The 26,402-nt window shown below is 69.8% G+C and carries 19 protein-coding genes; 13 read left to right on the forward strand and 6 right to left on the reverse strand.

From position 1 onward, the window contains the following. The first annotated feature begins 8 nt into the window (after positions 1-8). Positions 9-1,199: a cellulose synthase complex periplasmic endoglucanase BcsZ gene (bcsZ, locus tag E5P3_RS00875; protein WP_162584268.1), complete on the forward strand. Its 1,191-nt coding sequence runs from the start codon at positions 9-11 to the stop codon at positions 1,197-1,199. Continuing rightward, the gene (locus E5P3_RS00880) at positions 1,196-3,937 is read left to right on the forward strand and encodes a cellulose biosynthesis protein BcsC (RefSeq protein ID WP_162584269.1); all 2,742 of its coding nucleotides are present in this window, start codon (positions 1,196-1,198) and stop codon (positions 3,935-3,937) included. Before bcsZ ends, E5P3_RS00880 begins: the two co-directional genes overlap by 4 nt. Positions 3,938-3,982: 45 nt before the next feature. Here E5P3_RS00880 and E5P3_RS00885 read toward each other — a convergent pair whose 3' ends face one another. Beyond that, positions 3,983-4,459 (reverse strand): C40 family peptidase, encoded by a 477-nt coding sequence (locus E5P3_RS00885; protein ID WP_162584270.1) that lies wholly within the window; start codon positions 4,457-4,459, stop codon positions 3,983-3,985. Positions 4,460-4,478: 19 nt separating this feature from the next. Next, positions 4,479-5,405: a LysR family transcriptional regulator gene (locus E5P3_RS00890; protein WP_162584271.1), complete on the reverse strand. Its 927-nt coding sequence runs from the start codon at positions 5,403-5,405 to the stop codon at positions 4,479-4,481. A gap of 140 nt (positions 5,406-5,545) precedes the next feature. On the opposite strand from E5P3_RS00890, the gene E5P3_RS00895 reads away from it, so the two are divergent. From E5P3_RS00895 to E5P3_RS00910, 4 genes are read left to right on the forward strand one after another with little or no spacing between them, the layout of a single operon-like run. Further along, entirely contained in the window at positions 5,546-6,523 is a 978-nt protein-coding gene (locus tag E5P3_RS00895; protein WP_162584272.1) for a Bug family tripartite tricarboxylate transporter substrate binding protein, read from the forward strand. Between the two features lie 55 nt (positions 6,524-6,578). Beyond that, positions 6,579-7,073 (forward strand): cupin domain-containing protein, encoded by a 495-nt coding sequence (locus E5P3_RS00900; protein WP_162584273.1) that lies wholly within the window; start codon positions 6,579-6,581, stop codon positions 7,071-7,073. Continuing rightward, entirely contained in the window at positions 7,070-7,789 is a 720-nt protein-coding gene (locus E5P3_RS00905; protein WP_162584274.1) for an alpha/beta hydrolase, read from the forward strand. The genes E5P3_RS00900 and E5P3_RS00905 overlap by 4 nt, the downstream gene beginning before the upstream one ends. Beyond that, a complete protein-coding gene (locus E5P3_RS00910; protein ID WP_232072937.1) occupies positions 7,786-8,481 on the forward strand; it encodes an RraA family protein in 696 nt (231 codons plus the stop codon). Before E5P3_RS00905 ends, E5P3_RS00910 begins: the two co-directional genes overlap by 4 nt. Before the next feature lie 90 nt (positions 8,482-8,571). On the opposite strand, the gene E5P3_RS00915 is transcribed toward E5P3_RS00910, so the two are convergent. Beyond that, positions 8,572-8,862, reverse strand: a complete 291-nt coding sequence (locus E5P3_RS00915; RefSeq protein ID WP_162584276.1) for a DUF1330 domain-containing protein — start codon at positions 8,860-8,862, stop codon at positions 8,572-8,574. A 191-nt stretch (positions 8,863-9,053) separates the two neighbouring features. Here E5P3_RS00915 and E5P3_RS00920 point away from each other — a divergent pair, with 191 nt between their 5' ends. The 7 genes from E5P3_RS00920 (at position 9,054) to E5P3_RS00950 (ending at position 17,013) form a co-directional block, all read left to right on the forward strand. Continuing rightward, positions 9,054-9,983, forward strand: a complete 930-nt coding sequence (locus E5P3_RS00920; RefSeq protein WP_162584277.1) for a LysR family transcriptional regulator — start codon at positions 9,054-9,056, stop codon at positions 9,981-9,983. Between the two features lie 141 nt (positions 9,984-10,124). Continuing rightward, the gene (gene acuI, locus E5P3_RS00925; RefSeq protein WP_197893925.1) at positions 10,125-11,114 is read left to right on the forward strand and encodes an acrylyl-CoA reductase (NADPH); all 990 of its coding nucleotides are present in this window, start codon (positions 10,125-10,127) and stop codon (positions 11,112-11,114) included. A gap of 1 nt (position 11,115) precedes the next feature. Beyond that, on the forward strand, positions 11,116-13,278 hold the full coding sequence (locus E5P3_RS00930; protein WP_232072938.1) for an acetate--CoA ligase family protein: 2,163 nt from the start codon (positions 11,116-11,118) through the stop codon (positions 13,276-13,278). A gap of 16 nt (positions 13,279-13,294) precedes the next feature. Further along, positions 13,295-14,119, forward strand: a complete 825-nt coding sequence (locus tag E5P3_RS00935; RefSeq protein ID WP_162584278.1) for an enoyl-CoA hydratase/isomerase family protein — start codon at positions 13,295-13,297, stop codon at positions 14,117-14,119. Between the two features lie 10 nt (positions 14,120-14,129). Continuing rightward, positions 14,130-14,960, forward strand: coding sequence for an ABC transporter ATP-binding protein (locus tag E5P3_RS00940; protein WP_443083224.1), 831 nt, complete (start codon positions 14,130-14,132; stop codon positions 14,958-14,960). Then, entirely contained in the window at positions 14,957-15,811 is an 855-nt protein-coding gene (locus E5P3_RS00945) for an ABC transporter permease (RefSeq protein ID WP_232072939.1), read from the forward strand. Before E5P3_RS00940 ends, E5P3_RS00945 begins: the two co-directional genes overlap by 4 nt. Positions 15,812-15,912: 101 nt before the next feature. Beyond that, complete coding sequence (locus E5P3_RS00950; RefSeq protein ID WP_232072940.1) at positions 15,913-17,013, forward strand: ABC transporter substrate-binding protein; 1,101 nt, start codon at positions 15,913-15,915, stop codon at positions 17,011-17,013. A 59-nt stretch (positions 17,014-17,072) separates the two neighbouring features. Here E5P3_RS00950 and E5P3_RS00955 read toward each other — a convergent pair whose 3' ends face one another. The 3 genes from E5P3_RS00955 to ligD all read right to left on the reverse strand — a co-directional run bounded on the left by E5P3_RS00955 (position 17,073) and on the right by ligD (position 26,367). After that, complete coding sequence (locus E5P3_RS00955; RefSeq protein ID WP_162584279.1) at positions 17,073-19,499, reverse strand: autotransporter outer membrane beta-barrel domain-containing protein; 2,427 nt, start codon at positions 19,497-19,499, stop codon at positions 17,073-17,075. Positions 19,500-20,718: 1,219 nt separating this feature from the next. Continuing rightward, positions 20,719-22,521 (reverse strand): kelch repeat-containing protein, encoded by a 1,803-nt coding sequence (locus E5P3_RS00960; RefSeq protein ID WP_162584280.1) that lies wholly within the window; start codon positions 22,519-22,521, stop codon positions 20,719-20,721. 492 nt (positions 22,522-23,013) lie between these two features. Further along, the gene (ligD, locus tag E5P3_RS00965) at positions 23,014-26,367 is read right to left on the reverse strand and encodes a DNA ligase D (RefSeq protein ID WP_162584281.1); all 3,354 of its coding nucleotides are present in this window, start codon (positions 26,365-26,367) and stop codon (positions 23,014-23,016) included. Positions 26,368-26,402 lie beyond the last annotated feature (35 nt).

Consider the following 26,402-nt stretch of genomic DNA (forward strand, 5'->3'; position numbering starts at 1 on the left):
CGCGCGGCATGCCTCCCACGCCCATCCGTTCGGGGCGCCGCCGCTGCCTGGCGGCGCTCGCGCTGTCACCGCTGGCCGCGGTGTCGCAGGGCCCGGCGCGCGCGGCCCGCACCGCCTGCCTGCCGATCGCCGACTGGACCGGCTTCGCCGCCCGCCATCTCCAGGCCGACGGGCGCGTCATCGACTTCGACACCCAGGAGCAGCACTCGACCTCCGAAGGGCAGTCCTACGGGCTGTTCTTTGCGCTGGTCCACAACGACCGGGCCGCCTTCGACCGCGTGCTGCAATGGACCGACGCCAACCTCGCTGGAGGCCGGCTCGCGCAGCGCCTGCCCGCGTGGCGATGGGGCCGCAAGGTCGACGGCAGCTGGGGCGTGCTGGACGCCAATCCGGCCTCCGACTCGGACCTGTGGGTCGCCTACGCGCTGATCGAGGCCGGGCGGCTGTGGAACCACCCGGCCTACCAGGCGCTGGGGCGCAGCGTGCTCGAGAACGCGGTGCGCGAGGAGGTGAGCGTCTTGCCCGGCCTGGGCCGCATGCTGCTGCCCTGGCCGCGCTCCGTCGCCAACGGACCGGTATGGCGCCTCAATCCGAGCTACCTGCCCGTGCAGTTGCTGCGCCGCTTCCAGCAGGAGGAGCCGCAGGGCCCGTGGGGCGAGATTGCACAGCACACCGTGCGGATGCTCGAAGCCGTCGCCCCTCGCGGCTTTGCGCCCGACTGGTGCGCCTGGTCCGAGAAGGACCGCGCCTTCGTGGCCGATCCCCAGAAACGTGCCGTGGGCAGCTACGACGCGATCCGCGTCTACCTGTGGGCCGGCATGTTGCACGCGCAGGAGCCTGCGCGTGCGGCCTTGCTGAAGTTCCTGCGCGGGCCGCGCACGCAGCTGCTGCAGTCGGCGGCCTTTCCGGAATACGTCGACACCGACACCGGCGCCACGCGCGGAACCGCGCCGGTCGGCTTCGCTGGAGCGCTCCTGCCCTATCTGCAGGCCCAGGGGCTGCAGGACGCGCTCGCGCAGCAGCTCGCCCGCATCCGCGAGCGCACGCAGGCCGCCGTGGCACCCGCGCCCCTGCCCTATTACGAAAGCGTGTTGCTGCTCTTCGGCCAAGCCTGGCTCGACGGGCGCTATGCCTTCGGCCGCAATGGCGAGCTGCAACCTGACTGGAGACGCCTGTGCCCCGTGCCGCGTTCCGCATGAGACGGTGGGTCTGCGTCGCGGCATGGGCCGCGCTGGGCACCGGGCCGGTCCTGGCGCAGGCCGACGCACGCGCCTCATTGGCCGAGCAGGCCATCCATTGGCAGAGCCTGGGCCGGCTCGAGCTGGCCGAAGCCAGCTGGCGCAAGCTGCTCAGCGCCGACCCGCAGTCCGCCGAGGCGCTGTACGGCATGGCCCAGGTCGAGCTCGCGCGCGGCCGGGCCGATGCGGCGCGAAGCTGGCTCGTACGCCTGCGCGCCGCGCATCCGGCGGATGCCAGGGCGATCCAGCTCGAGGCACGCATCGCCCAGCCGGGCGGCCCGGCCAGCGACCTGGAAGCCGCTCGCGCGGCCGCCCGCGCCGGACGCACCGCCGAGGCGCTGCAGGCCTACCGTGCCTTCCTCGGCGACCGCGCGCCGCCGGAGCCGCTGGCCCTGGAGTACTACCAGGCGCTTGGCGGCACCCCTCAGGGTTGGGACGAAAGCCGCCGAGGCCTGGAGCGCCTGGCGCGCAGCAGGCCGGACCGCTCCGACTACAAGCTCGCACTGGCGCAGTTGCAGACCTATCGCGAGGCCACGCGGCGCGAAGGCATCCATAGCCTGGCCGAGCTCGCGAAGCAGCCGGCCGGCGCGCCGGCCCGCGATGCATGGCGCCAGGCCCTGCTGTGGCTCGATGCCCGCGCCACCGATGCCGAGCTCTACCGCGACTACCTGGCGCTGCAGCCGGATCCCGCGGTGGCGCAGCGCTTGTCGCAATTGGGGTCCCCGGAACCGCCCCGCGCACCGGAGGGCGCCCCCGTGCAGGGCGCCCGGCCCGCCCCGCCGGACCCATTGCGCATGGGCTTCGCTGCGCTCGAGCGCAGCGACCTGCCGGGCGCCGAGCGGCGCTTCCAGCAAGTGCTGCGCCTGCGCCCGGCCGACGCCGATGCGCTCGGCGGCCTGGGTGTGGTGCGGTTGCGGCAGGAGCGATTCGCCGAAGCCGAAGCGCTGCTGGCCCGTGCCTCGAGGACGGGCGGCCAACGCTGGGCTTCTGCGCTTCGCAGCGCCACCTACTGGAACCTTGTCGGGCAGGCGGCCGACGCGCGCGGCCGCGGCGATCCGACGCGTGCGCGGCAACTGCTGGACCGCGCCATGCAGCTCGACCCGACGGGGCCCGCCGCGCGCGATGCACTCGCGAGCCTGCGGTCCGCGCGCGCCGAGCAGGCACGTGCGCAGGCCCGCCGCGAGTCCGAAGCTGGCGACATGGCCGGTGCGCGGCGCACGCTGGAAGCAGCGCTGGCCGAGGCTCCGGAAAGCCTCTGGGTCCGTCATGACCTCGCGCTCGTCTATCGCCGCATGGGCTTGGCGTCGCAGGCGCGCGAGCTCGTCGACGCCATGCCTGCCGCCCAGCGCGACACGCCGGAAGGACTCCATGTCCAGGCACTTCAGGCCGGCGAGGCCGGCGATGCGCTTGCGGGCCTGCAGTACCTCGACCGCATTCCGGAAGCTTCGCGCACGGCCGACATGAATGCGCTGCGGCAAAGCCTCCAGTCCCGGGACGAGGCCCGGCGCACCGAACTCGACCGGCTGCGCGCCGAGCGCAATGCCCAGGAGGCGCGAGCCCGGCAAGCCGAGGCCGAACGCGCACCGCAAATTGCGGCCGGGCCGGTGTACCGCCATCGCAGCGGCGAGGCGGGGCTCGGGCGGTTGACCGATGTGCAGACCCCCTTGGAGGCCAGGCTCCCGTTCGGCGACGGCCGCCTCTCGCTCGGCGTGACGCCGACCTCGCTGCGTGCCGGCACGCTGGCATTCGACGCCGCCACCGCGGCCCGCTTCGGCGGCGGCACGCCGGCCGCACAGTTGCAGGCCACCGGTGCGGCCGCACCGCCGGGCGCGCAAACCGAAAGCGGCGTCGGGCTGAGCGTCGGCTACGAAGGACCGAACTTCAGCGCCAGCCTGGGCACCACGCCCATCGGCTTCACGCGCAGCAACGTCATCGGCCACCTGGGCTACAGCGCGCAGCTCGCGGAAACGCTCTCGCTCAAGGCCGAACTCTCACGCCGGCCCGTGACCGACAGCCTGCTGTCCTTTGCCGGCACGCGCGACCCGCGCACCGGCCTCGAATGGGGCGGCGTGGTCGCCACCGGCGCACGCCTGGATCTCGCGCGGGACTTGGGGCCGTATGGCGTTTACGGGTACGGCGCCGTTCACGGCATCACCGGCACGAGCGTGGCCAGCAACCGGCGCCGTGAACTCGGCGGCGGCGTGTACGTGCCCGTCCTGCGCGGCGACGGCTCGTCCCTGACGCTGGGCGTGAACCTGGGGCTGATGTCGTACGACAAGAACCTGAGCCATTTCATCTACGGCGAGGGCGGCTACTTCAGCCCCCAGCACTTCTCCAGCCTCACCTTCCCGCTGGATTGGCAGGGGCGCGACGGGCGGCTTGCCTGGCGGATCAACGCGTCCATCGGCATACAGTCCTTCAGGGAGGACCCTTCGCCCTTCAACGCCGTGGCAGGCCCCGCGGCCTTCCTCGCCGTCCCGACGCGCCACCGGGGCATCGCCTACAACGTCGCGGCAATCGCCGAGTACCAGATCGGCCCGCAGCTCTACCTGGGCGGCGCCCTCGGGTTCAACAATGCGCGCGACTACCGGCAGGTCACGGGGAATGCGTATCTGCGCTACGTGTTCGGCGCAGGCGGTGGGGTGCCGGGCGCCATGATGGTCAAGCCCTTCGGCTCTCCCTACACACCGCTGCCTTGAGGGCGATGATCGAGCGGTGATGCAGCAAGCCCGGGTGTCTCGAACTCAGGGCCGCCGAACATCCACCCGCTGGCGCGACCAGTACGGACCGTCGAGCCGGTCCAGCCGCACCTCGCCGCCCGTGGAAGGCGCGTGGACGAACCGGTTCTCGCCCACGTAGATGCCGGCGTGCGTGGGCCGGCTGCCGCCGAAGACCACCAGGTCCCCGGTGCGCAGGTCGTTGCGCGATATCGGGTTCCCGAAATCGGCGAGTTGCGCCACGGTGCGTGGCGTTGCCAGTCCGGCACTTTGGCGGTACACGAAGCCGATCAGCCCGCTGCAATCGAAGCCGCCATCGGCCGTGTTGCCGCCGTACCGGTAGGGCGTGCCGACCAGTCCCATGGCATGGATGGCCGCATCACTCGATTGCTCGGCGGAAATCAACGATGGCCGCAAGGTCCCGGGCGCCCGGGGCGGTGTGCTGCCGCAGGCCGCGAGCAGCAGGCAGGTGCACAGGACTGTCGATCTACGCAGGGTCGGCATGGCCGAGGATGGTAGTTGCTCAGGCCGTGCCCGTGCTGCGCGCGACGATCTCGAACTGCTGGCGCAGCCAGCGATGGGCCGGGTTGTGGTGCATGCGCTCGTGCCAGAACATCGAGGTGCTCACGTCCTCGAGCGGCACCGGCGGCTCGAGCACCTGCAGCTGCCAGACCGCCGAGAAGTGCCGGGCAATGCGCTCGGGCAGCGTGGCCAGCAGGTCCGACTGCGCAACCAGCCCCGGCGAGACCAGGGTGGAGGACACGCGCGCGCCGATGGTCCGCACCAGCCCCGCGCGCTCCAGCGCCTCGTCGACCACGGCTTCGAGCGTCGACGCCCCGGTCCGGCCCAGCGCATAGAACACGTGCGGGTGCGCCACGTACTGTGCCCGTGTCAGCCGGCCCTGCACGTCGGGGTGCCCGGCCGCCGCGATGACCCGCATGGGCTGACTCATGAGCGGCGTGAAGCGCAGGCCCGCCGGCGCATCGCGGATGAAGGCGACCAAGAGGTCGATGCCGCCTTCCTCGAGGTCGTGGCGCACGCGGCCCAGGTCGGGCGGCTGCACCGTGAGCTGCACGGCGGGCGCGAGCCGCCGCACGTGCGCGATCAGCGAAGGCATCAGCAGGTAGCCCAGTGTCTCGCTGGCGGCGATGCGGAAGCGCTCGGTCGCCGCCGCGGGGTCGAAGTCGGCACCATCGGCCACGGCCTGGTCGACCAGGTCCAGCGCCTGCTGGAACCGGGCGGCCAGCTGCCGGGCGCGCGGCGTGGTCACCATGCCTTTTTCGGTACGCACCAGCAGCGGGTCGGCGAACAGGGTGCGCAGCCGCGCCAGCGTTGCGCTCATCGCCGGCTGTGTGATGCCCATGCGCTCGGCCGCGCGCGTCACGTGGCCCTCGGCCACCAAGGCGACCACGCAGCGCAGCAGGTAGACGTCGAGATGGCGGGCTTGCATGGCCCGCGGATTATCCCCGTGCCCCCATGAAGCATGCGGGGTCGCCATACAGCCCATGGCATGTCCGCATGCCGGGCAGGACATGGCGGGCGCGTGCGCCGCTGACCACAATCGTCGCAAAGCCCAAGGAGACACACACGATGAAGTCATTCGCCATTCATGCCGTCATGGCCGGCACCCTGCTCGCCCTCGGCCAGGCAGCGTTCGCGCAGCAGGCCGACAGCTACCCCTCCAAGCCCGTGCGCATCGTGTTCGGGTTTCCCGCCGGCAGCGCGACCGACGTGGCGGCGCGGCGCGTGGCCGCCAAGCTCAGCGCAGAGCTGGGCCAGTCCTTCTACGTCGAGAACCGCCCCGGCGCAAACGGCAACATCGGCGGCGAGGCCGCGGCCAAGGCGCGTCCCGACGGCTATACGCTGCTGGCCGCGACCATCAGCGAGATGGCGATCAACAAGCCGGCCGGCATTCGCATGAGCTACGACCCGGCCAAGGACTTCGTCCCGGTCGGCCTGCTGTTCACCAGCAACCCGGTGCTGGTGTCGAGCAACGCGTCCAAGCTCGAGACCGTGCCCCAGCTCGTCGCACGTGCCAAGGCACGGCCCGGCGAGGTGAATTGGGCGGCGGTCAACGCATTCCAGCAGGTATTCGTCGCCTCGTTCGAGAAGGCCGCGGGCGTCAAGCTCAACGTCGTGCCCTACAAGGGCACCGCCTTCGCCATGACCGACGTGATCGGCGGCCAGCTCGACGGCATGGTGGGCTACCCGGCCGAAGCCATGGGCCACACCTCGGCCGGCCGCGCCAGGGCCCTGGGCCTGGGGGGCACGCAGCGCAACGCGTACATGCCCGACACGCCCACGCTCGGCGAGCTGGGCTATGCCGACATGGACCTGATCGCGTGGGGTGGCCTCTTCGCGCCCGCGGGCACGCCGCCCGCCATCGTCGACAAGCTCAACCGCGCGATCCGCAACGCCAACGCCACGCCCGACGTGCGCGAGGCGCTGGCCAAGACGGGCTCGGAGGCCAAGCCCTACACCGCCGACCAGTTCGCCACCTTCGTGCGCAACGAGATCGCGCGCTGGGACAAGCTCGTGCACGAGACCGGCGTGAAGATCGGCGAATGAGCGCGTCGCCGGCCCGTCCTGCACTTTTCCAACCCGTCCACAAGAAAGCCGACCCATGACCGCCGTCCAGAAGACCTACGAGATGCCCATCCAGACGCCGACCCCGCAGCAGATGCAGTCTCGCGTGGCCCGCTTCAAGAACCTGCGCTACCCGCCCGACCGCTACCCCGACAGCCAGCTGCCGGGGCACGTGCGGCGCAACTACCTCGTGATCGGGCGCGGTCTCGTCGTCGAGGGCGGCAAGGACCCGATGTCGGCGATCGCCATCGACGAGGGCTTCCAGATGTCGTACGTCGAGGCCGAGCCCGGCAACGGCCCGAAGCTGCACAACCACGACACCAACGAGACCTTCGTCGCGATCAAGGGCCGCTGGCGCGTCATCTGGGGCCTGAACGAGGAGCACTCGGTCGACCTCGACCCGCTGGACGTCTGCTCGATGCCGGCCTACACGCCGCGCCGCTTCATCAACCTCGAGCCCGGCGAAGGCAGCACCCAGGGCCTGCTGCTCGCGGTGCAGCCGGGCAACGCGCCCAACTGCGAGTTCATGTGAGCGGCGCCGCAGACGACATCGCGCGCGAGGTGGTGCGCACCGCGCGCCGCGGCGTGCCGCTGGCGATCTGGCACCGTGCGGGCCTCGACGCGCCGCGGCCGCTCGTGCTGATCGGCCATGGCGGCGCCGGCCACAAGACCGCGCCCGCGGTCGAGCGCGTGGCACATGCGCTGGTCCGGCAGGCCGGCTTCGTGGTCGCCGCAATCGATGGCCCCGTGCACGGCGAACGCGCCGCGGCGGGCGAGGGCGCCGACGCCGTGCGCGACCGCTTCCGCATGCTCTGGGCGGATGGCGGCAGCGTGGAGCCCATGGTGGCCGACTGGACCGACGCCCTGGATGAGCTGTGCGCCATGCCCCTCGTCGATGCCACGGCCATCGGCTGGTACGGCCTCTCGATGGGCACCGCGTACGGCCTGCCCGTCGTCGGCCGCACGCCGCGCGTGCGCTGCGCCGTGCTCGGGCTCTGGGGCGCCTGCCGCCCGCGCGCCGACGAGATCCTGCAGCAGGCCGCGGCGGTGCGCGTGCCCGTGCTGTTCCAGTCCAAGCCGGACGACGAGATCATCACGATCGCCGGTGCGCGCGCGGTCTTCGCGGCGCTCGGCTCGGCCGACAAGCGCCTCACGCTGCACCCGGGCCGGCACATCGACATCGGCGAGCCGCAAATGGCCGAGGCGGTGGATTTCCTGCAGCGCCAGCTGCAGCGCGTGCCTGCATGAGGGACGGTGCATCCGCGCCCGTGCAGCCGCGCCACCGCATCCTCCAGGCGCCGCCGGCACCGCCCGCCACGCTCGTCGAGGCCCTGCGCGCCTGTGCGACCGCGAACCTCGCCGACGGCCTGCCGCAGGTGCAGGTCGCCCTGGGCCTGGTGCCGCGCCATGCCGCGGCCGGCGTGCTGTGCGGACCCGCGCTCACGGTGCGCGTGGATGCCGGCGACAACTTGTTGGCCCAGCACGCCATCGACCTGGCGCGGCCGGGCGACGTGATCGTGATCGACGGTGCGGCCGGCCCGGAGCGCGCGCTCGTGGGGGAGACCATGGCCCGCTGGGCGCATGCGCGCGGCGTCGCCGGCTTCGTGGTCGACGGCGCTGTGCGCGATCTGGAGTACCTGCGCCAGGGGCCGTTGCCCGTCTATTCGCGCAGTGTCTCGCCGCGTGGCCCCACGCGAACGGGCGGCGGCGAGGTCTACGGCGAGGTCGGCGTGGGCGGCGCGGTGGTGCGTGCGGGCGACCTGGTCGTGGGTGATCTCGACGGCGTGGTCTGCGTGCCGCAGGCGCTGGCCCAGGCCGCGAACGAGGCCTGCCTGCAGCTCATGGCGCGCGAGCGCGAGACCTTCGAGGCGATCCGCCGCGGCACGCTCTCGCGGGCCTGGATCGCGCAGGCGCTGACCCGCGACGCTGCATCCCGTTGAACCTAAGCCTTCGATGGCGAAGAAGCAAACCCATGCCGACGAACACAGTGAAGGCGGCGCGGGTACACGAGTTTGGCGGCCCAGGGTGGCTCAGGCCCCTTCGATGATCCGCAGATCCCGTTCGGCACCGTCGCCGAGCGCGTGCAGCGCGGCCTGGTAGGCGGGGCTGTCATGCACGGCCAGCGCCTGCTCGACGCTGTCGAACTCGATCAGCACGGTGCGTTCGGGCAATCCGTACTCATAGACTTTCGCGGGCAGGCCGCGCGCCAGGAAGCGCCCGCCGCCGGCGGTGATCGCAGGGCCGGCGAGCTTCGCGTAGGCGGCAATTTTGTCGGCGTCCTTGATGGCACGGTATGCGCTGACCCAATAGGCTTTTGCCATGGTGATTCGTCTCTCTCTGTTGCTGAGCGAGCAATATAGCCTGGGCTTGCTGCTGGCCTGCCGGCCGCAGGCTGACCCCATCACCGATCGCGCGGCGGTTGCGATCGACCGGCCATGATCGGGACGCCGGCGGCTCGGCATCGAATCGCCGGTTAAGCTGGCCTGGTCGATCACCTGCAGGCACATGCACCATGTCCCGAGACCCCGGACTCCACCTCAAGAACCCGACCTCGCTGCGTTACTTCTACGAAGTGGCGCAAGCCGGCTCCTTCCGGCGTGCGGCCGAGCGCACGCATGTCGCGGCATCCGCCATCAACCGGCAGGTGAAGAATCTCGAAGAGGAGATCGGTGCAATGCTTTTCGAGCGCGGACGCGGGCGCGGCGGCCTGAAGCTCACCTCCGCCGGTGAGGTCTTCATCCACCACGTCAAGCGCGCAATGGGCGAGATCGCGACGGCCCGCACCGAGGTCGATGCGCTGCGCGGGCTGCAGCGCGGCACCATCAACTTCGGCGTCAACGAAGGCTTTTCGCGCGAACTGCTGCCGCAGATGCTGGCTTCTTTTCACAAGAAGTACCCGGGCGTGAACTACGAAGTCACGGTCGCGAGCTCGCCCCGGCTGGTGGAGCTGGCGCTCGGCGACGAGATCGATTTCGCGCTCGGCTACAACACGCCCGCGCATGCGGGCCTGACTATCCTGGCCAAGCGCGACGTGGGCTCCTGCGTGATGGTGCCGCGCAAGCATCCGCTGGCCCAGCGCAGCTGGGTGCGGCTGACCGACTGCGCGGCCTACGACCTGGTACTGCCCGACACCAGCCTGGCGCTGCGCGCCACGCTGGACCAGATGTTCGCGCGCGTGGACATGAAGCCGCGCGCGGTGCTCACCACCAATTCCTACGAGTTGATGCGCAGCGCGGCCTCCGCCGGCGTCGGCATCGCGATCCTCACCCAGTACCTCTTCGGACGAGACCCCAATCATCCCGACGCAGCCTTCGTGCCGATCCGCGACTCGCGCATCAAGCCGCAAGTGCTGGTGTGCTGCACGCGCGCCGGGCGCCATCTTTCGGTGGCCAGTCTTTCGCTGATCGAAGAGATCCGCAACGCGTTGCGCCACAAGCTCTAAGGCGGCGCCCAGAGGGAAACAGCATGGGGAGGGTTTCCCCTTGCGTTCGAATATTGCGAACGCAAATGGACGCTTTTCATTCTTGCCGGGCGCATTGGCCGTCGATAGATTCGCGCTCATCGACAACCAAGAAGGACCGGAATGGGCGTGTTCAAGGCCATATTGCTGGAGCGTCGCGAGGAGCGATTCGATGCTTCGCTGCGCAATCTAGACGACTCGGCACTGCCCGATTTCGACGTGACGCTGCGGGTCGAATATTCGTCGCTCAACTACAAGGACGCGCTGGCGATCACGAACCGCGGCCCCGTGGTGCGCCATTGGCCGATGGTGCCGGGCATCGACGGCGCAGGGGTCGTCGAGCACAGCCGTCATCCCGAGTTCTCGGCCGGCGACCGCGTGATCCTCAACGGCTGGGGTGCCGGCGAGCAGCACTGGGGCTGCCTGGCCGAGCGCGCTCGACTCAAGGGCGAATGGCTCGTGCCGATGCCCGATCGGCTGGATGCGCGCACCGCCATGGCCGTGGGCACCGCGGGATACACGGCCATGCTCTGCGTCCAGGCGCTGGAACGCCATCGCGTGCGCCCGGACGATGGCGAGATCCTCGTGACCGGCGCCTCGGGCGGCGTTGGCAGCGTGGCGATCAGTCTGCTTGCCGGCCGTGGTTTCCGCGTGGTCGCATCCACCGGCCGCGCTGCCGAAGCGGACTACCTCAAGCGCATCGGCGCAGCGGAAGTGGTCGACCGCGCAACGCTTTCCTCTCCGGGCAAGCCGCTCGGCAAGGAGCGTTGGGCCGGGGTGGTCGATTCGGTGGGCAGCCACACCCTGGTGAATGCCTGCGCCACCACCCGCTATGGCGGTGTGGTCACGGCCTGCGGCCTGGCGCAGGGCATGGACATGCCCGGCACGGTGGCGCCCTTCATCCTGCGCGGCGTGACCCTTGTCGGCGTCGATTCGGTGATGGCGCCGCGCGCAGATCGGCTGAGCGCCTGGCAGCGGCTGTCGCAGGAACTCGACCGCGAGCGGCTGGCCCTGATCACGCACGAGATCCCGCTGGCCTCGACGCTCGACGCCGCGCCCGCGCTGCTTGCGGGCAGCGTGCGCGGCCGCACCGTCGTGAACGTGCGTGCCTGATATGCACGCTCCTTTCTCCGACGCCGTGCCTCTGCGCGATCTCACCCCCTTGATGCGCCCGGCCTCCGTGGCCGTGCTGGGCGCTTCGCCGCGGCCGGATTCCTTCGGCAACTCGGTGGTGAAGAACCTGCTCGCCGCGGGCTATGGGGGCAGCATCTACCCGATCCATCCCTCGGCTGCCGAGGTGGAAGGGCTGCGCTGTTTCGCCGACCTGCAGGATCTGCCCGAGGCACCCGACTGCGCCGTGGTCGCGTTGCCGGCGGACAAGGTGTTGCCCGCGCTGTCGCAGGCCGCCCGGCGCGGCCTCCGTGCGGCGGTGATCTTCGCCAGCGGTTTTGCCGAACTGGGCGAGGCCGGTCGCGCGCTGCAGGCCGAGCTGGCCGAGCTGTGCGCGCGCACCGGGCTGCTGGTGTGCGGGCCCAACTGCCTGGGGCTCGCCAATCTGCACGACCGCATCTCGCTCTACAGCGCACCGTTGCCGGAACCGCTGCGGGTGGGCGGTGTCGCCATTGCGTCGCATTCGGGCTCGGGCTGCATTGCCCTGGCCGGGGTCGGCCGCTTCGGGCTGAGCCACCTCGTGTCGGTCGGCAATGCGGCCGTGCTCGACGTGGACGACTACCTCGGCTTCTTTGCCGACGATCCGAACACGCGGGTGGCCGCGCTCTTCATGGAATCGGTCCGGCATCCCGCGCGCTTCCTGGAAGCCGCGGCGCGCATGCGTGCGGCAGGCAAGCAGGTGGTGGTACTGAAGGTCGGGCGTTCGGCGCAGGGCGCGGCCGCCACGGCTGCGCACACTGGCTCGCTGGCGGGCTCGCACGCGGCGGCCGTGGACTTCTTTCGCCGGGCCGGCGTGGTGCTGGTCGAGGACATGGACGAGATGGTCGAGACTTGCGCGCTCATGGTCGAGTCGGCCAGGCGGCCGGCAGGCGATGGTCTCGCCGTGATCAACGTCAGTGGCGGCGAGGTGGCGCTCACCTGCGACCTGGCGCAGGCGGCGGGGCTTCGCTTCCCGCCGCTCGCTGCGACCACGCTCGATGCCTTGCGCGCCTGCCTGCCGGCCTTCGCCACGCCGAGCAATCCGCTGGATGCCACCGGCGCGGCGGTCTTCGACATGACGATGTATGCACGGGCCGTCGACGCCCTGCTCGAGGACCCGGGCGTCGCACTGCTGGCCGTCTCGCAGGATTGCCCGGTGAGCCTGGGCGCCCAGGGGGCGCAGACGTACCGGGCCATCGCCGCCGCGACAGCCGCCGCGGCCGCACGGACGGACAAGCCGATCGCCTTCTACAGCAATGTGGGCGGTGGCTTGCACCCGCACGCCATCGAGCCACTGGCGGGCAGCGGCGTGGCCGCGCTGCAAGGCGCGCGGGCTGCGTTGGTGGCGATGCGGCACTTCATCGATTGGCATCTCTGGCAGCCGCCCCTCGCGCCCGGGGATGTCGCCGTGCTCGAAGCCGATGCGGCATGGTCCGATCGACTCGCCAGCGGACAGGCGCTCTCGGAGCACGAGGCCAAGCGCTTCCTCGAGGCGCATGGCATCCGCACCACCCGCGAAGCGCGCGCCGCGGACGCGGAGCAGGCCGTGCAGGCAGCGGAAGCGATCGGCTTTCCCGTCGTTATGAAGATCGATTCGCCGGACATTCCCCACAAGACCGAGGCCGGCGGCGTGCGCCTGGCGCTGCGTACGCAAGCGGAGGTGCGCGCTGCATTCGGCGAGATGCTGGCGACGGTGCGCGAGCGCATGCCCGCGGCGCGCGTCGACGGTGTGCTGATCCAGGAGATGGTGCACGGCGGCGTCGAGATGATCGCCGGGTTGTCGCGCCAGGCGCCCTTCGGCCATGCGGTGGTCGCGGGCTCGGGTGGCGTGTGGGTCGAGCTGGTGCGCGACAGCAGTCTCGCGCTGTCGCCGGTCGATGCGCCGCGCGCCACTGCGCTGGTGGGCAGCACGCGTGCCGCACGGCTGCTCGACGGATTCCGTGGCGCCGCGCCGGCGGATCGCCGGGCCTTCGAGGCGCTGATCGTGCGCCTGTCGCAGATCGGCAGCGCCTACGCCGACTACATCGAGGCCATCGACCTCAATCCCGTTGCCGTACTCGCCCAGGGCGAAGGCGTGCGAGTGCTGGACGCGCTCGTCGAGCTCCGGGCCCCAGCCTTCCATCCATGAACTCTGGAGACTCACCATGAACTACCGATGCATCAGCGTGTCCGTCGACCGCTGGATCGCGACCCTCACGCTCAACCGTCCCGAGAAGATGAATGCGCTCGACGACGACATCCTGCTGGAGATGCAGCATGCACTCGATGCGCTGGAGCAGGACGAATCGGTGCGCGCACTGATCATCACCGGCGAAGGCCGCGCCTTCTGCGCCGGTTTCGACCTGAGCCCGCGCGAAGAGCCCCTGACCACCGTCAAGGACTGGCGCGACCACGTGAAGCTCGGCAACGACACCTGGTTTCGCATCTGGCGCTCGCGCCTGCCGGTGGTCGCGGCGGTCAACGGCTATTGCCTGGGCGGCGGCTGCGACCTGTCGATGGTGTGCGACATCACGATCGCCTCCGACAAGGCCGAGTTCGGCGAGCCCGAGATCCAGTTCCAGTCCGCGCCGCCCTTTGCGATCATGCCCTGGGTCCTGGGCATGAAGAAGACCAAGGAACTGCTGCTCACGGGGGATCGCATCGGCGCCGAAGAAGCGGTGCGCATCGGCCTGGCCAATCGCGTGGTTCCCGCCGCGAACCTGATGCAGGAAGCGCAGCGCCTGGCGCTGAAGCTCGCGATGATCCCGCCGCCCGCCATGCAGCTCAACAAGCAGGGCCTCAACCGCGCCTACGACCTGCGTGGATTCCAGTCGACGGTCGACCTCGGGGCAGAGATCTTCACCCTGGTGCTGATGTCCGAGTCGCAGGAGTCGCGCGACTTCTTCGAGGTCGCGGCAAAGCAGGGCCTGAAGGCCGCTTTCAAGTGGCGCGACGCGCGCTTCGCGCTCGCCGGCGAAACCGTCGCCTAGGGCACCGGCCATGACTGCATCCGCCAAGCTCAGCGTCATTCCTTCCACTGCGCCGGCCGAGCGCGGCAACAGCGCGATGATCGAGGTCACCGGTCTCAACAAGATCTATCGCAGCCGGGAGGGCCAGCACATCGAGGCCCTCAAGGACGTGAGCTTCGACATCGCCGACGGCGAGTTCGTCACCGTGGTCGGCCCCAGCGGGTGCGGCAAGTCCACGCTGCTGAAGATCCTGGCCGGCACGCTGCGGCGCTCCACCGGCTCGGTCAAGGTGCGCCAGCGTCCGATCGACGGGCCGAGCCGCGACGTCGGCGTGGTCTTCCAGTCGCCCGTGCTGCTGCCATGGCGCACCGTGCTCGAGAACGTGCTGGTGCCGATCGAGATCCAGCGCCTGAGCATGAAGGAGTACGAACCGAGGGCGCGCGCCTACCTCAAGCTCGTCGGACTCGAGGGCTTCGAGAACAAGTACCCGAACGAACTCTCGGGCGGCATGCAGCAGCGCGTGGGCATCAGTCGCGGGCTGGTGCACGAGCCGGCCTTCCTGCTGATGGACGAACCCTTCGGCGCCCTCGATGCCATGACGCGCGAGACCATGAACCTGGAGCTGCTGCGCATCTGGTCGCAGAGCCGCAAGACGGTGATGCTGGTCACCCACAGCATTCCGGAGGCGGTGTTCCTTGCCGATCGCGTCATCGTGATGTCGCCCCGCCCAGGTCGCATCAGCGAGATCCTGCACGTCGACCTGCCGCGCCCGCGTACGCTGGAGATGATCAATTCGGAGCGTTTCGGCGGCTACGTGTCTGCCATCCGCAAGCATTTTCATTCCCTGGGACTCGACGCATGAACACCGCTTCCGTTGCCATGGCCGCGGCGCTGGACGACGATCCGGCCGCACAACGCCCGGCGCTCGCCTGGCTCGGCCCCAGGCCGGAGCTGCCGCTCTCGGCGCTGCTCTTCATCGTGGTGGTCGGCGGCTGGGAGCTGGCGGTGCGCGTGCTCGGCGTCACGCCGCTGCTGCTGCCGGCGCCGTCGGCGGTTGCGGTGGCGCTGTGGGAAGGCATCCGCAACAACACGTTCACCTACCATCTCGGCGTTACCTTCTACGAGACCATGGCGGGCTTCGTTCTCGGTGCCGCCCTGGGCCTGGTGCTGGGCGCCGTGATTGCGCAGTTTCCGCTGGTCGAGCGCACGCTGTATCCCTACGTGGTCGCCTTCCAGACCATTCCCAAGGTCGCCATCGCGCCTCTGTTCGTGATCTGGTTCGGCTACGGCATGACCTCGAAGATCGTGATCACCGCCACGATCGCCTTCTTTCCGGTACTGGCCAACACGGTGGCCGGGCTGCGCTCGGTGCCCGAAGACCAGCTCGAACTTCTGAAAGCCTTCACGGCCTCGCGCTGGCAGGTCTTTCGCATGGCGCGCATTCCCCACGCGCTGCCCTACATCTTCGTGGGGCTCGACGTGTCGATCGTCCTGTCGGTGATCGGCGCCATCGTCGGCGAGTTCGTCGGCGCGCAGGCGGGGCTGGGCTACCTCATCCTGCAGCGCACCTTCTCGATGGACACGGCAGGCATGTTCGCCATCCTCATCCTGTTGTCGGCGATGGGCTTGGGCCTGCATTGGCTCGTGCACGCCGTCCAGCGCAAGGTGGTGTTCTGGGCGGAGGACGAGCGCCGTCGCATTTCGGGCGCCTGATCGGCCGGACTGCCATTCGACCGTTGTCTTCCCTCTTTCCTCTTTCCTCTGTTGTTCCATTCATTCAAGCAAAGAAGGCAGGTTTCCAGATGCTGAGACTGATGAAGATCAAGTGTGTACTGGCCGCCCTGGGCATTGCCGCCGCGGCCATCTCGCCGGACATGGCGCTGGCGCAGTCCGCCAAGCCGCTGAAGAAGGTGACCATCGCTGCCGGCGGCGTGACGGTACTGAACGTGACCTACCCGTGGCTCATGATGCCGATCGCGCTGGACTACTGGAAGAGCGAGGGCTACGACGTCCAGGTCATCGCCGCGCCCGGCTCCGTCCAGGCCGTGCAGCAGCTCGCCACCGGCAACGTCGACTTCGCGCAGGTGAGCTCCAACGTCGCGATCCAGGCGAACGTCACCAGCAACATTCCGGCGCGCGTGGTCATGAACAACAGCGTGATCGACTGGGCCCTCGCCGTGCAGGCCGACGGTGCCATGCAGAAGGTGAGCGACTTCAAGGGCAAGAACATCGGCATCGTGAGCCTTGCGAGCGGCGGCCTGCCGCTCCTGCGGTCGCTGTTGAAGGCCAACGGCCTCGACCCCGACAAGGACGTGAACATCATCGCGACCGGCGCCGGCGCGCCCGCCCTGGAGGCGCTGAAATCCAATCGCGTGCAAGGACTGATGTTCTGGAATGCCGCCATCGCGGGGTTCGAGAACGCAGGTGCCAAGCTGCGCCTGTTCCGCAGTCCCGAGTGGCAGCGCCTGCCCGACTTCTCGCTGGCCACGACCCAGCGCGCCATCGAGCGCGATCCGGCGATGGTCGAAGCCATCGTGCGTGGGGCAGCCAAGGCCAGCCTGTTTGCCGTCTCCAACCCCGAGTGCGTGCGAAAGCTCCACTGGGCGCGCTTCCCCGAGAGCAAGCCGACCGGGTCCGATGACGCCACGCTCGCACGCTGGGACGACAATCTGCTGCGTGCCCAGGTGCAGTCGATGAAGGCGGCCTTCGAGATGAACGGCGGCAAACTCTGGGGCCGGGCGACACCCGAGGGCTTCGGACGCATGCAGGACTTCATGCTCGACGCCAAGCTGATCGATCGCAAGATCGCACCAGCGACCTTCATTGTCGCAACCGAAGGATTCTTCGAGCGCGTGAACGACTTCGACGCGCAGGAGGTTGCGAAACAGGCGCAGGCCTGCGCAGCGGCGCGATAGGCCAGGCGCAGTTCGAGCCGGGCCATCGGCCGGACACGTCAGCAGCGTTTCAACCCGGCTCAGAACACGACGGTCAGGGTCCCGCGCAGCGTCCTGTCGCTCGTGTCATCGCCGAACTGCCCTTCGAAGGACAGACCCAGCGTCGCCCGCCTGGACAGCTGCAGGTCCAGCCCCGCGCCGACGACGGCGGCATCCTTGGCGATCGGCACGCCGCTGACGGTGAACGGCAGCCCGCCCGCGAAGAACACGTTGGACCTGGGCGTGATGTCCCCGTAGGCATGGCGCCAGCCGATCGTGCCGCGCAAGGTCCCGGGCACCTGGCCGATCTGCACGTCGGTCGCCACGCGCGCGCCGAGCGTGCTGAAGGTCGTGTTCGTGCTGCTGCTGCCGCTGGTCAGCGCCGCCACACCGCCTCGCTCCATGAAGCCGTCGGTGCGCAGCTTGACATGGGCCAGGTTGGCGAAGGGCTCGATGGCGACGTTTCCGGCCTGGAACTGGTAGCCGAGTTCGCCGAAGGCCTGCGCGGTCGTGCCGTCGTAGTCGGCCTTCAGGGCATTGAAGGAGCCGGGCAGCACGACGGTGCGATGCGACGAGATGTCGTGCCGTGTGTAGCCCGCGCCCAGGCGCAGCACCAGGCGGTCCCATTGGGCGCCGCCGTAGATGCCGAGGTGGTAGTTGTCGCTTTCGCTGCCGGCGCCCTGGGTATTTGCGTCGAAATCGCCGCGGCTGTAGCCGGCCAGCGCGCCCGCGCGCCAGTTCGGCGAGACCGATCTGTCGAGCCCCACGACAAGGCCCGCGCTCGAGCGATCCATGCCCGCGGCATTGCCGTCGCCGCGGGTCCGGCCGCGGGCCCCGAAGGCCTGGGCCCACACGGTGTGGCTGTCGCGATTCGACGTGCAGCCGCCGGCGGCCGGCCCGCCCTCGGACAGCCGGCCCTGCGAGGCATGGCCGACCGTGCAGAAGGCGTTGCGCAGCCGATCGACGGCGAGCTCGCGCGTGTAGCGGCTGTCGTAGACCAGCGCGCCCTTGGTCGAGGCCAGCGCGCTGCCCGACAGCAGATCCAACGCGCTGCGCGCCGCCCACTCGGTCGGGGAGTTCAGCAGCGGCGTTTCCACCACCGAGCCGCTCGCGCCGCCGGCGGTGGCGATCTCGTTGGGCGTCACCGCGACAGCACCGATCGGCTTGGTCTGGATCACCGTCACGTACACGTTGTTGGCGTCGTAGGTATCCGTCCAGGCCAGGAAGGGCGTCAGGGCCTTGTCGCCGCCCAGCGCATAGGTGCCGCTGACGCCGCCGCTGGCGCTCAGGACCGTGTAGGTCGTGCCGACCGAGTAGAAGAGGCCCGGCTGCGCCTTGGCGATGGTCATCCCGGACCCGGGCGCCAGCGTGGCCGCGCCGTTCACGGCGACCAGGTCGGAGGCTGTGGAGGTGGGGTCCAGCTCCGCGGTGTAGACCGATCCCGCTTCCTGTACCAGGGTGCCGTTCACGTGCAGGGTGCCGATCGAGTTGCCCGGCGTGATGTTGCCGCCGGACCGGACCGTCGTCGCGCCGACCGTGCCGTTGCCCGACAGCGTCGCGCCGCTCGCGACATTGACGGGGGAGCCGGCCAGCGATGCGTTCACCGCCAGGGCGCCGGCCTCGATGCTGACGGGGCCCGTCATCGCGAAGGTGCCGACGAGGTTCAGCCGCCCCGCCCCCTGCTTGGTGAAGCTGCCGGCACCGCTGACGCTGTTCGCCATCACGGCGTCGGTGGGCTGATCGACGACCAGGGCCGCATCGTTCACGATCGCGCCCGAGCCGAAGCTCGCGGCCGAGCCGACCAGCGTGCCCGCCGCGATGCGGGTGCCACCGGCATAGCTGTTCGCAGCGGCGAGCCGCAGCTGTCCGGCGCCCTGCTTGGTCACGCCGCCCGAGCCGCCGATGCTGTTCGCGAGCACGCCATCGCCCGCCTGGTCGAGCACCAGGGCCGCGTTGTTCACGATGCCGCCCGAGCCGAAGCTCGTGGACGAGCCGACCACGGCGCCGGCCGCGATGGTGGTGCCGCCGGTGTACGTGTTCTGCCCGGTGAGCGTCAGCGTGCCGGCGCCGGTCTTGATCAGGCCGCCGCTGCCCGAGACCGTGCCCGAGGTGCTGAAGTCCGCATCGGTCTGCATCACGCCACCGCCGCTGTTCACGGCGATGGCGCGCGTGGTGTCGATGGCGCCGGTGTTCTTGAGCGTGCCGCCGTTGAAGGTCAGGACACCGCTCGTGTCGCCGAGGTTGGCATCCGTGCCGATCGACAGCGTCCCGCCGGAGATCGTCCAGGGCGAGACCGCCGTTGTCGTGCCCGTCAGCGTCCAGGTCGAGGCGCCCGCTTTCTCGAAGATGCCGAAGCCGCGGTACTGGGCGGCGGCGCCGATCGCGGAAACGTCGAAGGTGGAGTCCGTCGCGCCACCCAGCCTCAGCGTATCGGCGCCGCTGAACGCGACGGCGTTGCCGTTGAGCACCCGAGCCGGCGTGGACTTCCAGCGCGTTGACGCCGCCCGTGAACTCGACCGCGTTGGCCTGCGTCGGCGTATAGGCCAGGCCGGAAAGACGGTTCCCGCTCCATCCGCCGGTGATGGTGCCGGCGTTGATCACCGTGAGACCGGCGCCCTTGACCCCCGCGCCGCCGCGGCCGGGCACGATGCCGTTGGCCAGCACACGCGCGTCGCCACCGGCACCGCCCGTGATCTGGCCGCCCGCCAGGTTGGTGACGGTGCCGCCGTCCACCATCTGCGCGCCGGCGCCGCCGTCGCCGCCGCCGCCGGTGAGGCCAAGGCTGGAGCCGTCGCCGCCCGCACCGCCGGTGAGGGTGCCGCTGTTGGTCACCGAGCCCCCGCCGCGCACGAGCACGCCCATCCCGCCGCCGCCGCCGGCGTGGCTCTGGCTCAGGGGATTGGTGTTGGGATAGGTATTGCCGCCGCCAGTGCCGCCGGTAACCTGGGCGCCGGCCTGGACCTGCACGTTGGCCGTCGAGAACACGCCGACGCCGCCGCCGCCCGCGCCTGCCGTGCGGTTGCTCGCGCCGGTGCCGCCCTGCATGCGCGCGCTTGCATCGATCACGATGTCCGCCGTGGCCGAGACGGCTGCCCCTCCGCCGCCTCCGCCGCCTGCCGTGTTGACGCCGATCACCTGGGCTACGCCGGGCGCGCCCGCGCCCCCCGCGATGGTCCCGCCGACCGTGGCCGGTGCATCGATCCGGAGGCCGACCGCCCCTGTCGCGCCGGGCGTGCCGTGCACGCCGCCATTCGTGCCGATGCCGGTCGCGCCGCCATGGCCGCCCGAACCCGTCGACAGGTCGACCGCGCCCCCACCGCCTGCGTTTCCGTTGGACCCGTTGGTGACGTCGGTGCCGTTCCTCCCGGCTGCTTCATCCGCGGTGCCGTCGGTGCCGCCGGGGGTCGGGGCGTTCGGGAAGACCGGGAAGCCGGCACCACCCTCCGCCCGCACTGCCTGCCCGGCCAGCATCAACGCCACTGCCACAGCGGCTGCAACAGCCGAACGCTGCGCCCCGCTGCCTCGGCCGACGCGGCGCGCCGTCTCGTTCTCGTCCTTGTTCTCGCTGACCGCGACCCACGCCGTTCTGGAGCTCCGATTCATTTCTATCCTTGTCGAAGATGGTCAAGACCTCGTTTGATGAAAGCCTCACGACCTGAGGCATGCGGAATTTGCGTGAGTGCCGGATCAGGGCATGTAGCGCTCTGCGGCGTCGATCTCACCGGCGTCGAACCCGCCGACGGTCAGCACGCTCCCGTCATTCAGCAGGACCGCCGAGGCTGCCGAGCGCCCGGTCGCCATGGTGGCTGCCGTGGTCCAGACATTGACCTCGGGGTTGTAGATCTCCGCAGTGTTCAGGCGAATGCCGCCGGACGCGGTGCCGCCGGCCAGCAGCACGCGTCCATCGGCCAGGGTGGTCATCGTCGGAAGCGAGCGCGCGCTCGAGCCGTTGAGGCTGCTCGTCGTCCAGCTCGACGTGGCGGGATGGAAGCGCCACGCGGTGCTGCTGCCGTCCGTCGTCGCCAGCACGCTGCCGTCGGGCAGCTGCACCGACGTGTAGACATTGCCCCCGGGAACAGCGCCCGCGACCGGCGTGGTGCTGCCGCTGTCGTTCACCGGAAACAATTCAGCGGATGTCACGAACCCCGAGCCGTTGACGCCGCCGATCAGCAGCACGCTGCTGCCGCCGGGCAGCAGTTGCGCCGCGTGCTGCGCGCGTTGGGATGACATCGGCGTTGCCATCGGCGTCCAGGTGCCGGTGGCCGGGTCATACAGTTCGGCCGTTTGGGAGAAGCTCAGCGCCGGGGCCCGGCTGTAGCCGCCGATGACCAGGAGCTTTCCGTTGGGCAGCAGCGTCGCCGAGTGCCGGGTCCGGGCCTCGGCCATGCTGCCCGTCGCCGTCCATGTGTTGGCGACGGGGTCGTAGATCTCTGCGCTCGCCAGGCTCACGTTGCCGGGGGCATCCCCCCCGACGACCAGGACCCGGCCGTCCGGCAGCACCGTGGCCGAAGGATCGGAGCGGGCGGACAGCATCGGGGCTGCGGCCGTCCAGTGGCCGGTTGCCGGGTCGTAGATGACGACGGAATTGGTGACGCCCGAACCGGTAAAGCCGCCCACGGCCAGCGCCTTGCCGTTCGGCAGCAGCGTCATCGCGAAGTAGTGCCGCGCGGACGGAATGGCATCCGTCGGCGTCCAGCTGCCGCGTCCGGTGACGATGATGCGAACCTGCGCCTGCGCCGAACCTGCGCTGTTGCTGGCGGTGATCGTGTACGTCGCCTGTGACTGGATGATCGTCGGCGTACCGGTGATCGCACCGGTCAGTGCGTTGAGGCTCAGGCCCGCCGGCAGCGCCGGCGATACCGTGAACCCGGTCGGTGTCCCGCCGGTCACCTGCGGCGTATTGGGAACGATGGGTTCGGTGGTCACGTACAGCGCCTGGGGCGTGCCGTAGGCGACTGCGGTGGGCGCCACCGGAGCCGCATTCACCGTCACCCGCAGCGCGACAGCGGTCGATCCCGAAGCGTTGGTGCCGGTCACGAGGTGGGTCGACTCGGCAGCGGGCGCGGCGGGCGTCCCGCTGATCACGCCGGTGTGCATGTCGAACAGCAGCCCCGCGGGCAGCGCGGGCGCGATGCTGTAGCTCGTGATCGGCCCGCCGCTGCTGGTGGGTGCGTTGCTGGCGATGGCTTCGCCTGCCGTGTAGACGGCGGCGGTCTCGCGGTACGTCAATCCCGTCGGCGCGGCCGGCGTGCTGCGCACCTCGATCTGCACGCGCGCGGTGGCGCTGCCCCCGGCATTCTCGGCCGTCACCTCGTACACGGCCGACGGTACGACCGCCGTGGGCGTGCCGCTGATGACCCCGGTGGCGGCATCGAGCACCAGGCCGGCCGGCAGCGCCGGTGCTACCGTATAGCGCGCGACGGCCCCGCCGCTGGCACTGGGCCGGTTCGGCACGATGGGAGAGCCGACTTCGTACACCGCCGAAGTCATGGCATAGCTCAGTCCGGCGGGCGGCGATGTGCCCTCGGGAGGGAAGAAGAATCCAACACCACCCCCGGAGCCGCCGCCACCGCATGCGGACAGCATCGCGATGATGCCGAGGAGCAGGGGGAGGAGAAGGGCGCGGAGAAGGCAGCGGAGTGCCCGCAGGCCGGCGAACGGCGCGGGCGTGGCTACGGGGACAGCAGAAATCATCATGTGGTGGCCGTGAATCCGTCAGCGGGTTGCTTTCTGGAAGCGCCTGGAGGCCACCGTTCGAGGACGGCGCTACCGAGGATCGCTTCGTACGGAGGGCCACCTCCCTCCCGATGCGAGCGCTATGAAGCGCTACATGGGACGGCCGATTTTTTTGGCAGCGACTGTAACACCGCGCCACAAGTGTTGCTTGATGTTGGGGCGCGGGACTACTGCGCTGCATGGTTGCCACGACTGCAACAGGGCGTCCAGCTCACGCCACCCTCGCGCGCCGGCGACGGTCGGGGCTTACGGCCGCGACTTCCGCTTGGGGGCAACGAATCCCAACGTCGTCATCGCCGCGGTGAGCGACAGCCTGGTGGTCCAGTACGCCGACCACGGGTCCGTCCTTTGAAACGACAGGTACTCCCGCGCGGTCCCGATCGTCCACTGGGCGCCGCTCTTGAGCTTGGGCAGGTCATCCCAGCTCACCGGCATCGATACGCCAAGGCCCGGACGTGCGCGCGCCGAGAACGCCGTGGCCGTCGTTGCGCCGTGGCCGTTGCGCAGGTAGTCGACAAAGAGCTTGCCCACGCGATTGGAAGCGCCGCTCTTGGCGACGAACCTCGATGGAATGGTCCTGGCCAGATGCTGGACCACCGCCTGCGAGAACGCCTTGACGGTGTCGTAGTCGAAGCGCGGCGCCAGCGGCACCACGACGTGCAGGCCCTTGCCGCCGCTTGTCTTCAACCAGGACTCGAGCCCGAGCTCCGACAGCAAGGCCCGAACCAGGGTCGCGGCCTCCTGGACGTGCTGCCAGCTCGTGCCTTCCCCGGGGTCGAGGTCGAAAAGCATCCGGTCCGGCTTGTCGACGTTCTTTGCGAGCGAGTTCCATGTATGGAACTCGATGACGTTCATCTGGGCACAGGCCACCAGCGCACGCGCACTGGACACCTCCAGCAGCTCGGCGTGGCCGGGCCAGAGATGCGCGGGCAAATTGCGCACATGCGGAATGGAGAGCTTGTCGTCGTGCTTCTGGAAAAACAGCTCGCCCGTGATGCCCGTGGGGCCCCGCACCAGCGACACCGGACGACCCTTCAAGTGCGGCAGCATCCATTCGGCCACGCTCTCGTAGTACCGCACCAGGTCCACCTTCCGCATGCCGGTGGAAGGGTCGATCACCCGCTCGGGGTTCGTGACCTTCACCCCGGTGGCCTGCGGCATCTTCGGCGCGGAACGCGCAGCCCCCGTCGGCTTGGCGTCCTCGCGCACGATGTCCGCCGCCGGCTTGTCGCTGCGCACGCCGCGAAACACAGGATGTCTGATGCGACCGTCCGGCGTCCACTCCGAGAATGCAACCTCGACCACCATGTCGGGCTTGACCCAGTGCTCGGAGCCGGCCCTGCGCCTGGACCATCGGCCGGGTTTGGCCTCCTCGGGCGCGACGGTGGGCTGGCTGACCCGCAGCTTGGACAGCGCCGTCTTCAACTCGCGCCCGGTCGCCGAGCCCCACCCGGTGCCGACAGAGCCGGCAAACCGCAGCGCGTCCCCTTCGTGGTAGCCCAACAGCAAGCTGCCGACCTCGCGGGCAGCGCCGGCGCGGTCGGTGAAGCCGACCACCACGAACTCCTGCCTGTGCGTGCACTTCAACTTCAGCCAGGTTTCCGTGCGACCCGCGGTGTAGGGCGAGTCGGCGCGCTTGACGATGATGCCTTCCATGCCCATCCGGCAGGCGGCATCCAGCAGTTGCCCTGGCAGCACGTCGAAGGACTGGCTGAACCGGACGATGCCGTCCTCGCGCTGCTCGAACAGCGCTCGGAGCGCCTCCCGCCGACTGGCCAGCGGCACGTCGCGCAAGTCCATGCCGCCCAGGAACGGCGCGTCGAACACGAACATCTGGATGTCGCTGGTGCGGGCGTTGTCGATGGCGTTCTGAAGCCGGTTGAAATCGGGCACGCCGGCCTCGTTCAGCACCACGATCTCACCATCGAGCCAAGCGCTGTCCAGGCCTAGGTCCGCGACGGCCCGTGCAATGGACTCGACCTTGCTGGTCCAGTCATGGCCGTTGCGGGTCAACAGCCGGACATCGCCTTCATCAATGCGTGCGAGCAGGCGGTAGCCGTCGAACTTGCTCTCGACAATCCAATCATCCCCCTGCGGTACGGACGACACCAGCGTGGCAAGTTGGGGCTGCAGCTTCGCAGGCAACGGTGCCCGCTTGGCTTGCCGCAGGTCGGCCGTGTCGGCACGCGGCCGCAAGACGGCTGCGCTGCGGGGCTCGCGCTCCTCGACCAGGCCCAGCGGTTGCGTGATGACGCTGTCCGGCAGTGCGGCTATCACGTCGTACTCCGTACTCGGGCGGGCCCACGCATCGCCGCGCTTCTTGAAGAAAATCCACTGTTCCTGCTTCTTGTCGCCTGGCTTCGAGATGCGCACCAGCTCCCACAGCCCCGCGAGCTTCTGTCCGTGCAGCTTGAAGATGAGCTTGCCCTTGGCAAGCCCTTCCCGTGGGTCGCCGACCGGCTCCCAGGTTCCCTGGTCCCAGACGATGACGGTTCCGCCGCCGTACTCGCCCTTGGGGATGTCGCCTTCGAAGGTGTTGTAGTCGATGGGGTGGTCTTCGACATGGATGGCCATCTGCTTGACCGCCGGGTCGTAGGACGGCCCTTTTGGCACGGCCCACGACACCATCACGCCGTCGAGCTCCAGCCGCACGTCGTAGTGCAATCGCGAGGCCCAATGCTTCTGTATGACGAAGACTTGCCGGTCGCGCTTTGCCTTGCTTCGTCGCACCGGGGTGCCGGCCGGCTCTGCGGTCTTGGAGAAATCGCGCTTGGCCTTGTAGCTCGAGAGCGGCTCGGTCTGCTGTTTTTTCCCGGCCGCCCGCCTTGGCCTGGCCGCTCGGAGTTCTGCCCATACGGGAGCATGGTCGCTGGCATTCTCGCGTCCACGTTCCTCGCGGTCCACGCCCGCATCCACGACCTTCAGGGACTCGCTCACGAGGATGTGGTCGATGCGCAGGCCCGCATCGCGCTCCCAGCGTTTGCGGCGATAGTCCCAGAAGGTGAACAGCTTGTGCTTGGGATGGGCAGCCTGGAGCGCATCGGTCCAGCCCTGGGCCAGGATCGCGGCAAAGGCCTCGCGCGGCTCGGGTTGCAGCAATGCGTTGTCGCGCCACGTGTCCGGCTTGTAGATGTCGGCGTCCGTCGGGACCACGTTCCAGTCGCCCAGCAGCACGACCGGCTGACCGGACGACCAGAGCTCTTCGGCGCGATTGCGCATGCGCTCGAACCAGCGCAGCTTGTAGTCGAACTTGGGCCCGGGCTGAGGATTGCCGTTCGGCAGGTACAGGCAGGCGTACAGGACCCCGTTGACCGCGGCCTCGACATAGCGGGCATCCTTGTCCTTCGGATCGCCCGGCAGAGCCGTGACGACCGGCAGAGGTTCATGTCCGCGGGCGAGGAGGGCGACGCCGTTCCAGCTGCGTTGGCCGACGACCAGGCATTGGTAGCCGAGTGAACTGAGCCGCTCGGCGGGGAACTCGGCCGTGGAGGTCTTCAGCTCCTGCAGCGCCACCACATCGGGCTTGGCGCGTTCGAGCCAGTCGCACAGCAGGTCCAGGCGCTTGACGACGTTGTTGATGTTCCAGGTTGCGATCCGCACGGCTTTGAATCTCTGGGCAGTCAGCAGCCACGGTT

Source organism: Variovorax sp. RA8, assembly GCF_901827175.1.
Classification (GTDB): domain Bacteria; phylum Pseudomonadota; class Gammaproteobacteria; order Burkholderiales; family Burkholderiaceae_C; genus Variovorax.

Coding starts and splice junctions, on each gene's coding strand:
- E5P3_RS00960 (WP_162584280.1), bottom strand. CDS start 22,521: ATGACTTCGGCGGTGTACGAAGTCGGCTCTCCCATCGTGCCGAACCGG.
- E5P3_RS00935 (WP_162584278.1), top strand. CDS start 13,295: ATGAACTACCGATGCATCAGCGTGTCCGTCGACCGCTGGATCGCGACC.
- E5P3_RS00890 (WP_162584271.1), bottom strand. CDS start 5,405: ATGCAAGCCCGCCATCTCGACGTCTACCTGCTGCGCTGCGTGGTCGCC.
- E5P3_RS00885 (WP_162584270.1), bottom strand. CDS start 4,459: ATGCCGACCCTGCGTAGATCGACAGTCCTGTGCACCTGCCTGCTGCTC.
- E5P3_RS00910 (WP_232072937.1), top strand. CDS start 7,786: ATGAGGGACGGTGCATCCGCGCCCGTGCAGCCGCGCCACCGCATCCTC.
- E5P3_RS00920 (WP_162584277.1), top strand. CDS start 9,054: ATGTCCCGAGACCCCGGACTCCACCTCAAGAACCCGACCTCGCTGCGT.
- E5P3_RS00915 (WP_162584276.1), bottom strand. CDS start 8,862: ATGGCAAAAGCCTATTGGGTCAGCGCATACCGTGCCATCAAGGACGCC.
- E5P3_RS00940 (WP_443083224.1), top strand. CDS start 14,130: ATGACTGCATCCGCCAAGCTCAGCGTCATTCCTTCCACTGCGCCGGCC.
- E5P3_RS00950 (WP_232072940.1), top strand. CDS start 15,913: ATGAAGATCAAGTGTGTACTGGCCGCCCTGGGCATTGCCGCCGCGGCC.
- E5P3_RS00880 (WP_162584269.1), top strand. CDS start 1,196: ATGAGACGGTGGGTCTGCGTCGCGGCATGGGCCGCGCTGGGCACCGGG.
- acuI (WP_197893925.1), top strand. CDS start 10,125: ATGGGCGTGTTCAAGGCCATATTGCTGGAGCGTCGCGAGGAGCGATTC.
- E5P3_RS00895 (WP_162584272.1), top strand. CDS start 5,546: ATGAAGTCATTCGCCATTCATGCCGTCATGGCCGGCACCCTGCTCGCC.
- bcsZ (WP_162584268.1), top strand. CDS start 9: ATGCCTCCCACGCCCATCCGTTCGGGGCGCCGCCGCTGCCTGGCGGCG.
- E5P3_RS00945 (WP_232072939.1), top strand. CDS start 14,957: ATGAACACCGCTTCCGTTGCCATGGCCGCGGCGCTGGACGACGATCCG.
- E5P3_RS00930 (WP_232072938.1), top strand. CDS start 11,116: ATGCACGCTCCTTTCTCCGACGCCGTGCCTCTGCGCGATCTCACCCCC.
- E5P3_RS00900 (WP_162584273.1), top strand. CDS start 6,579: ATGACCGCCGTCCAGAAGACCTACGAGATGCCCATCCAGACGCCGACC.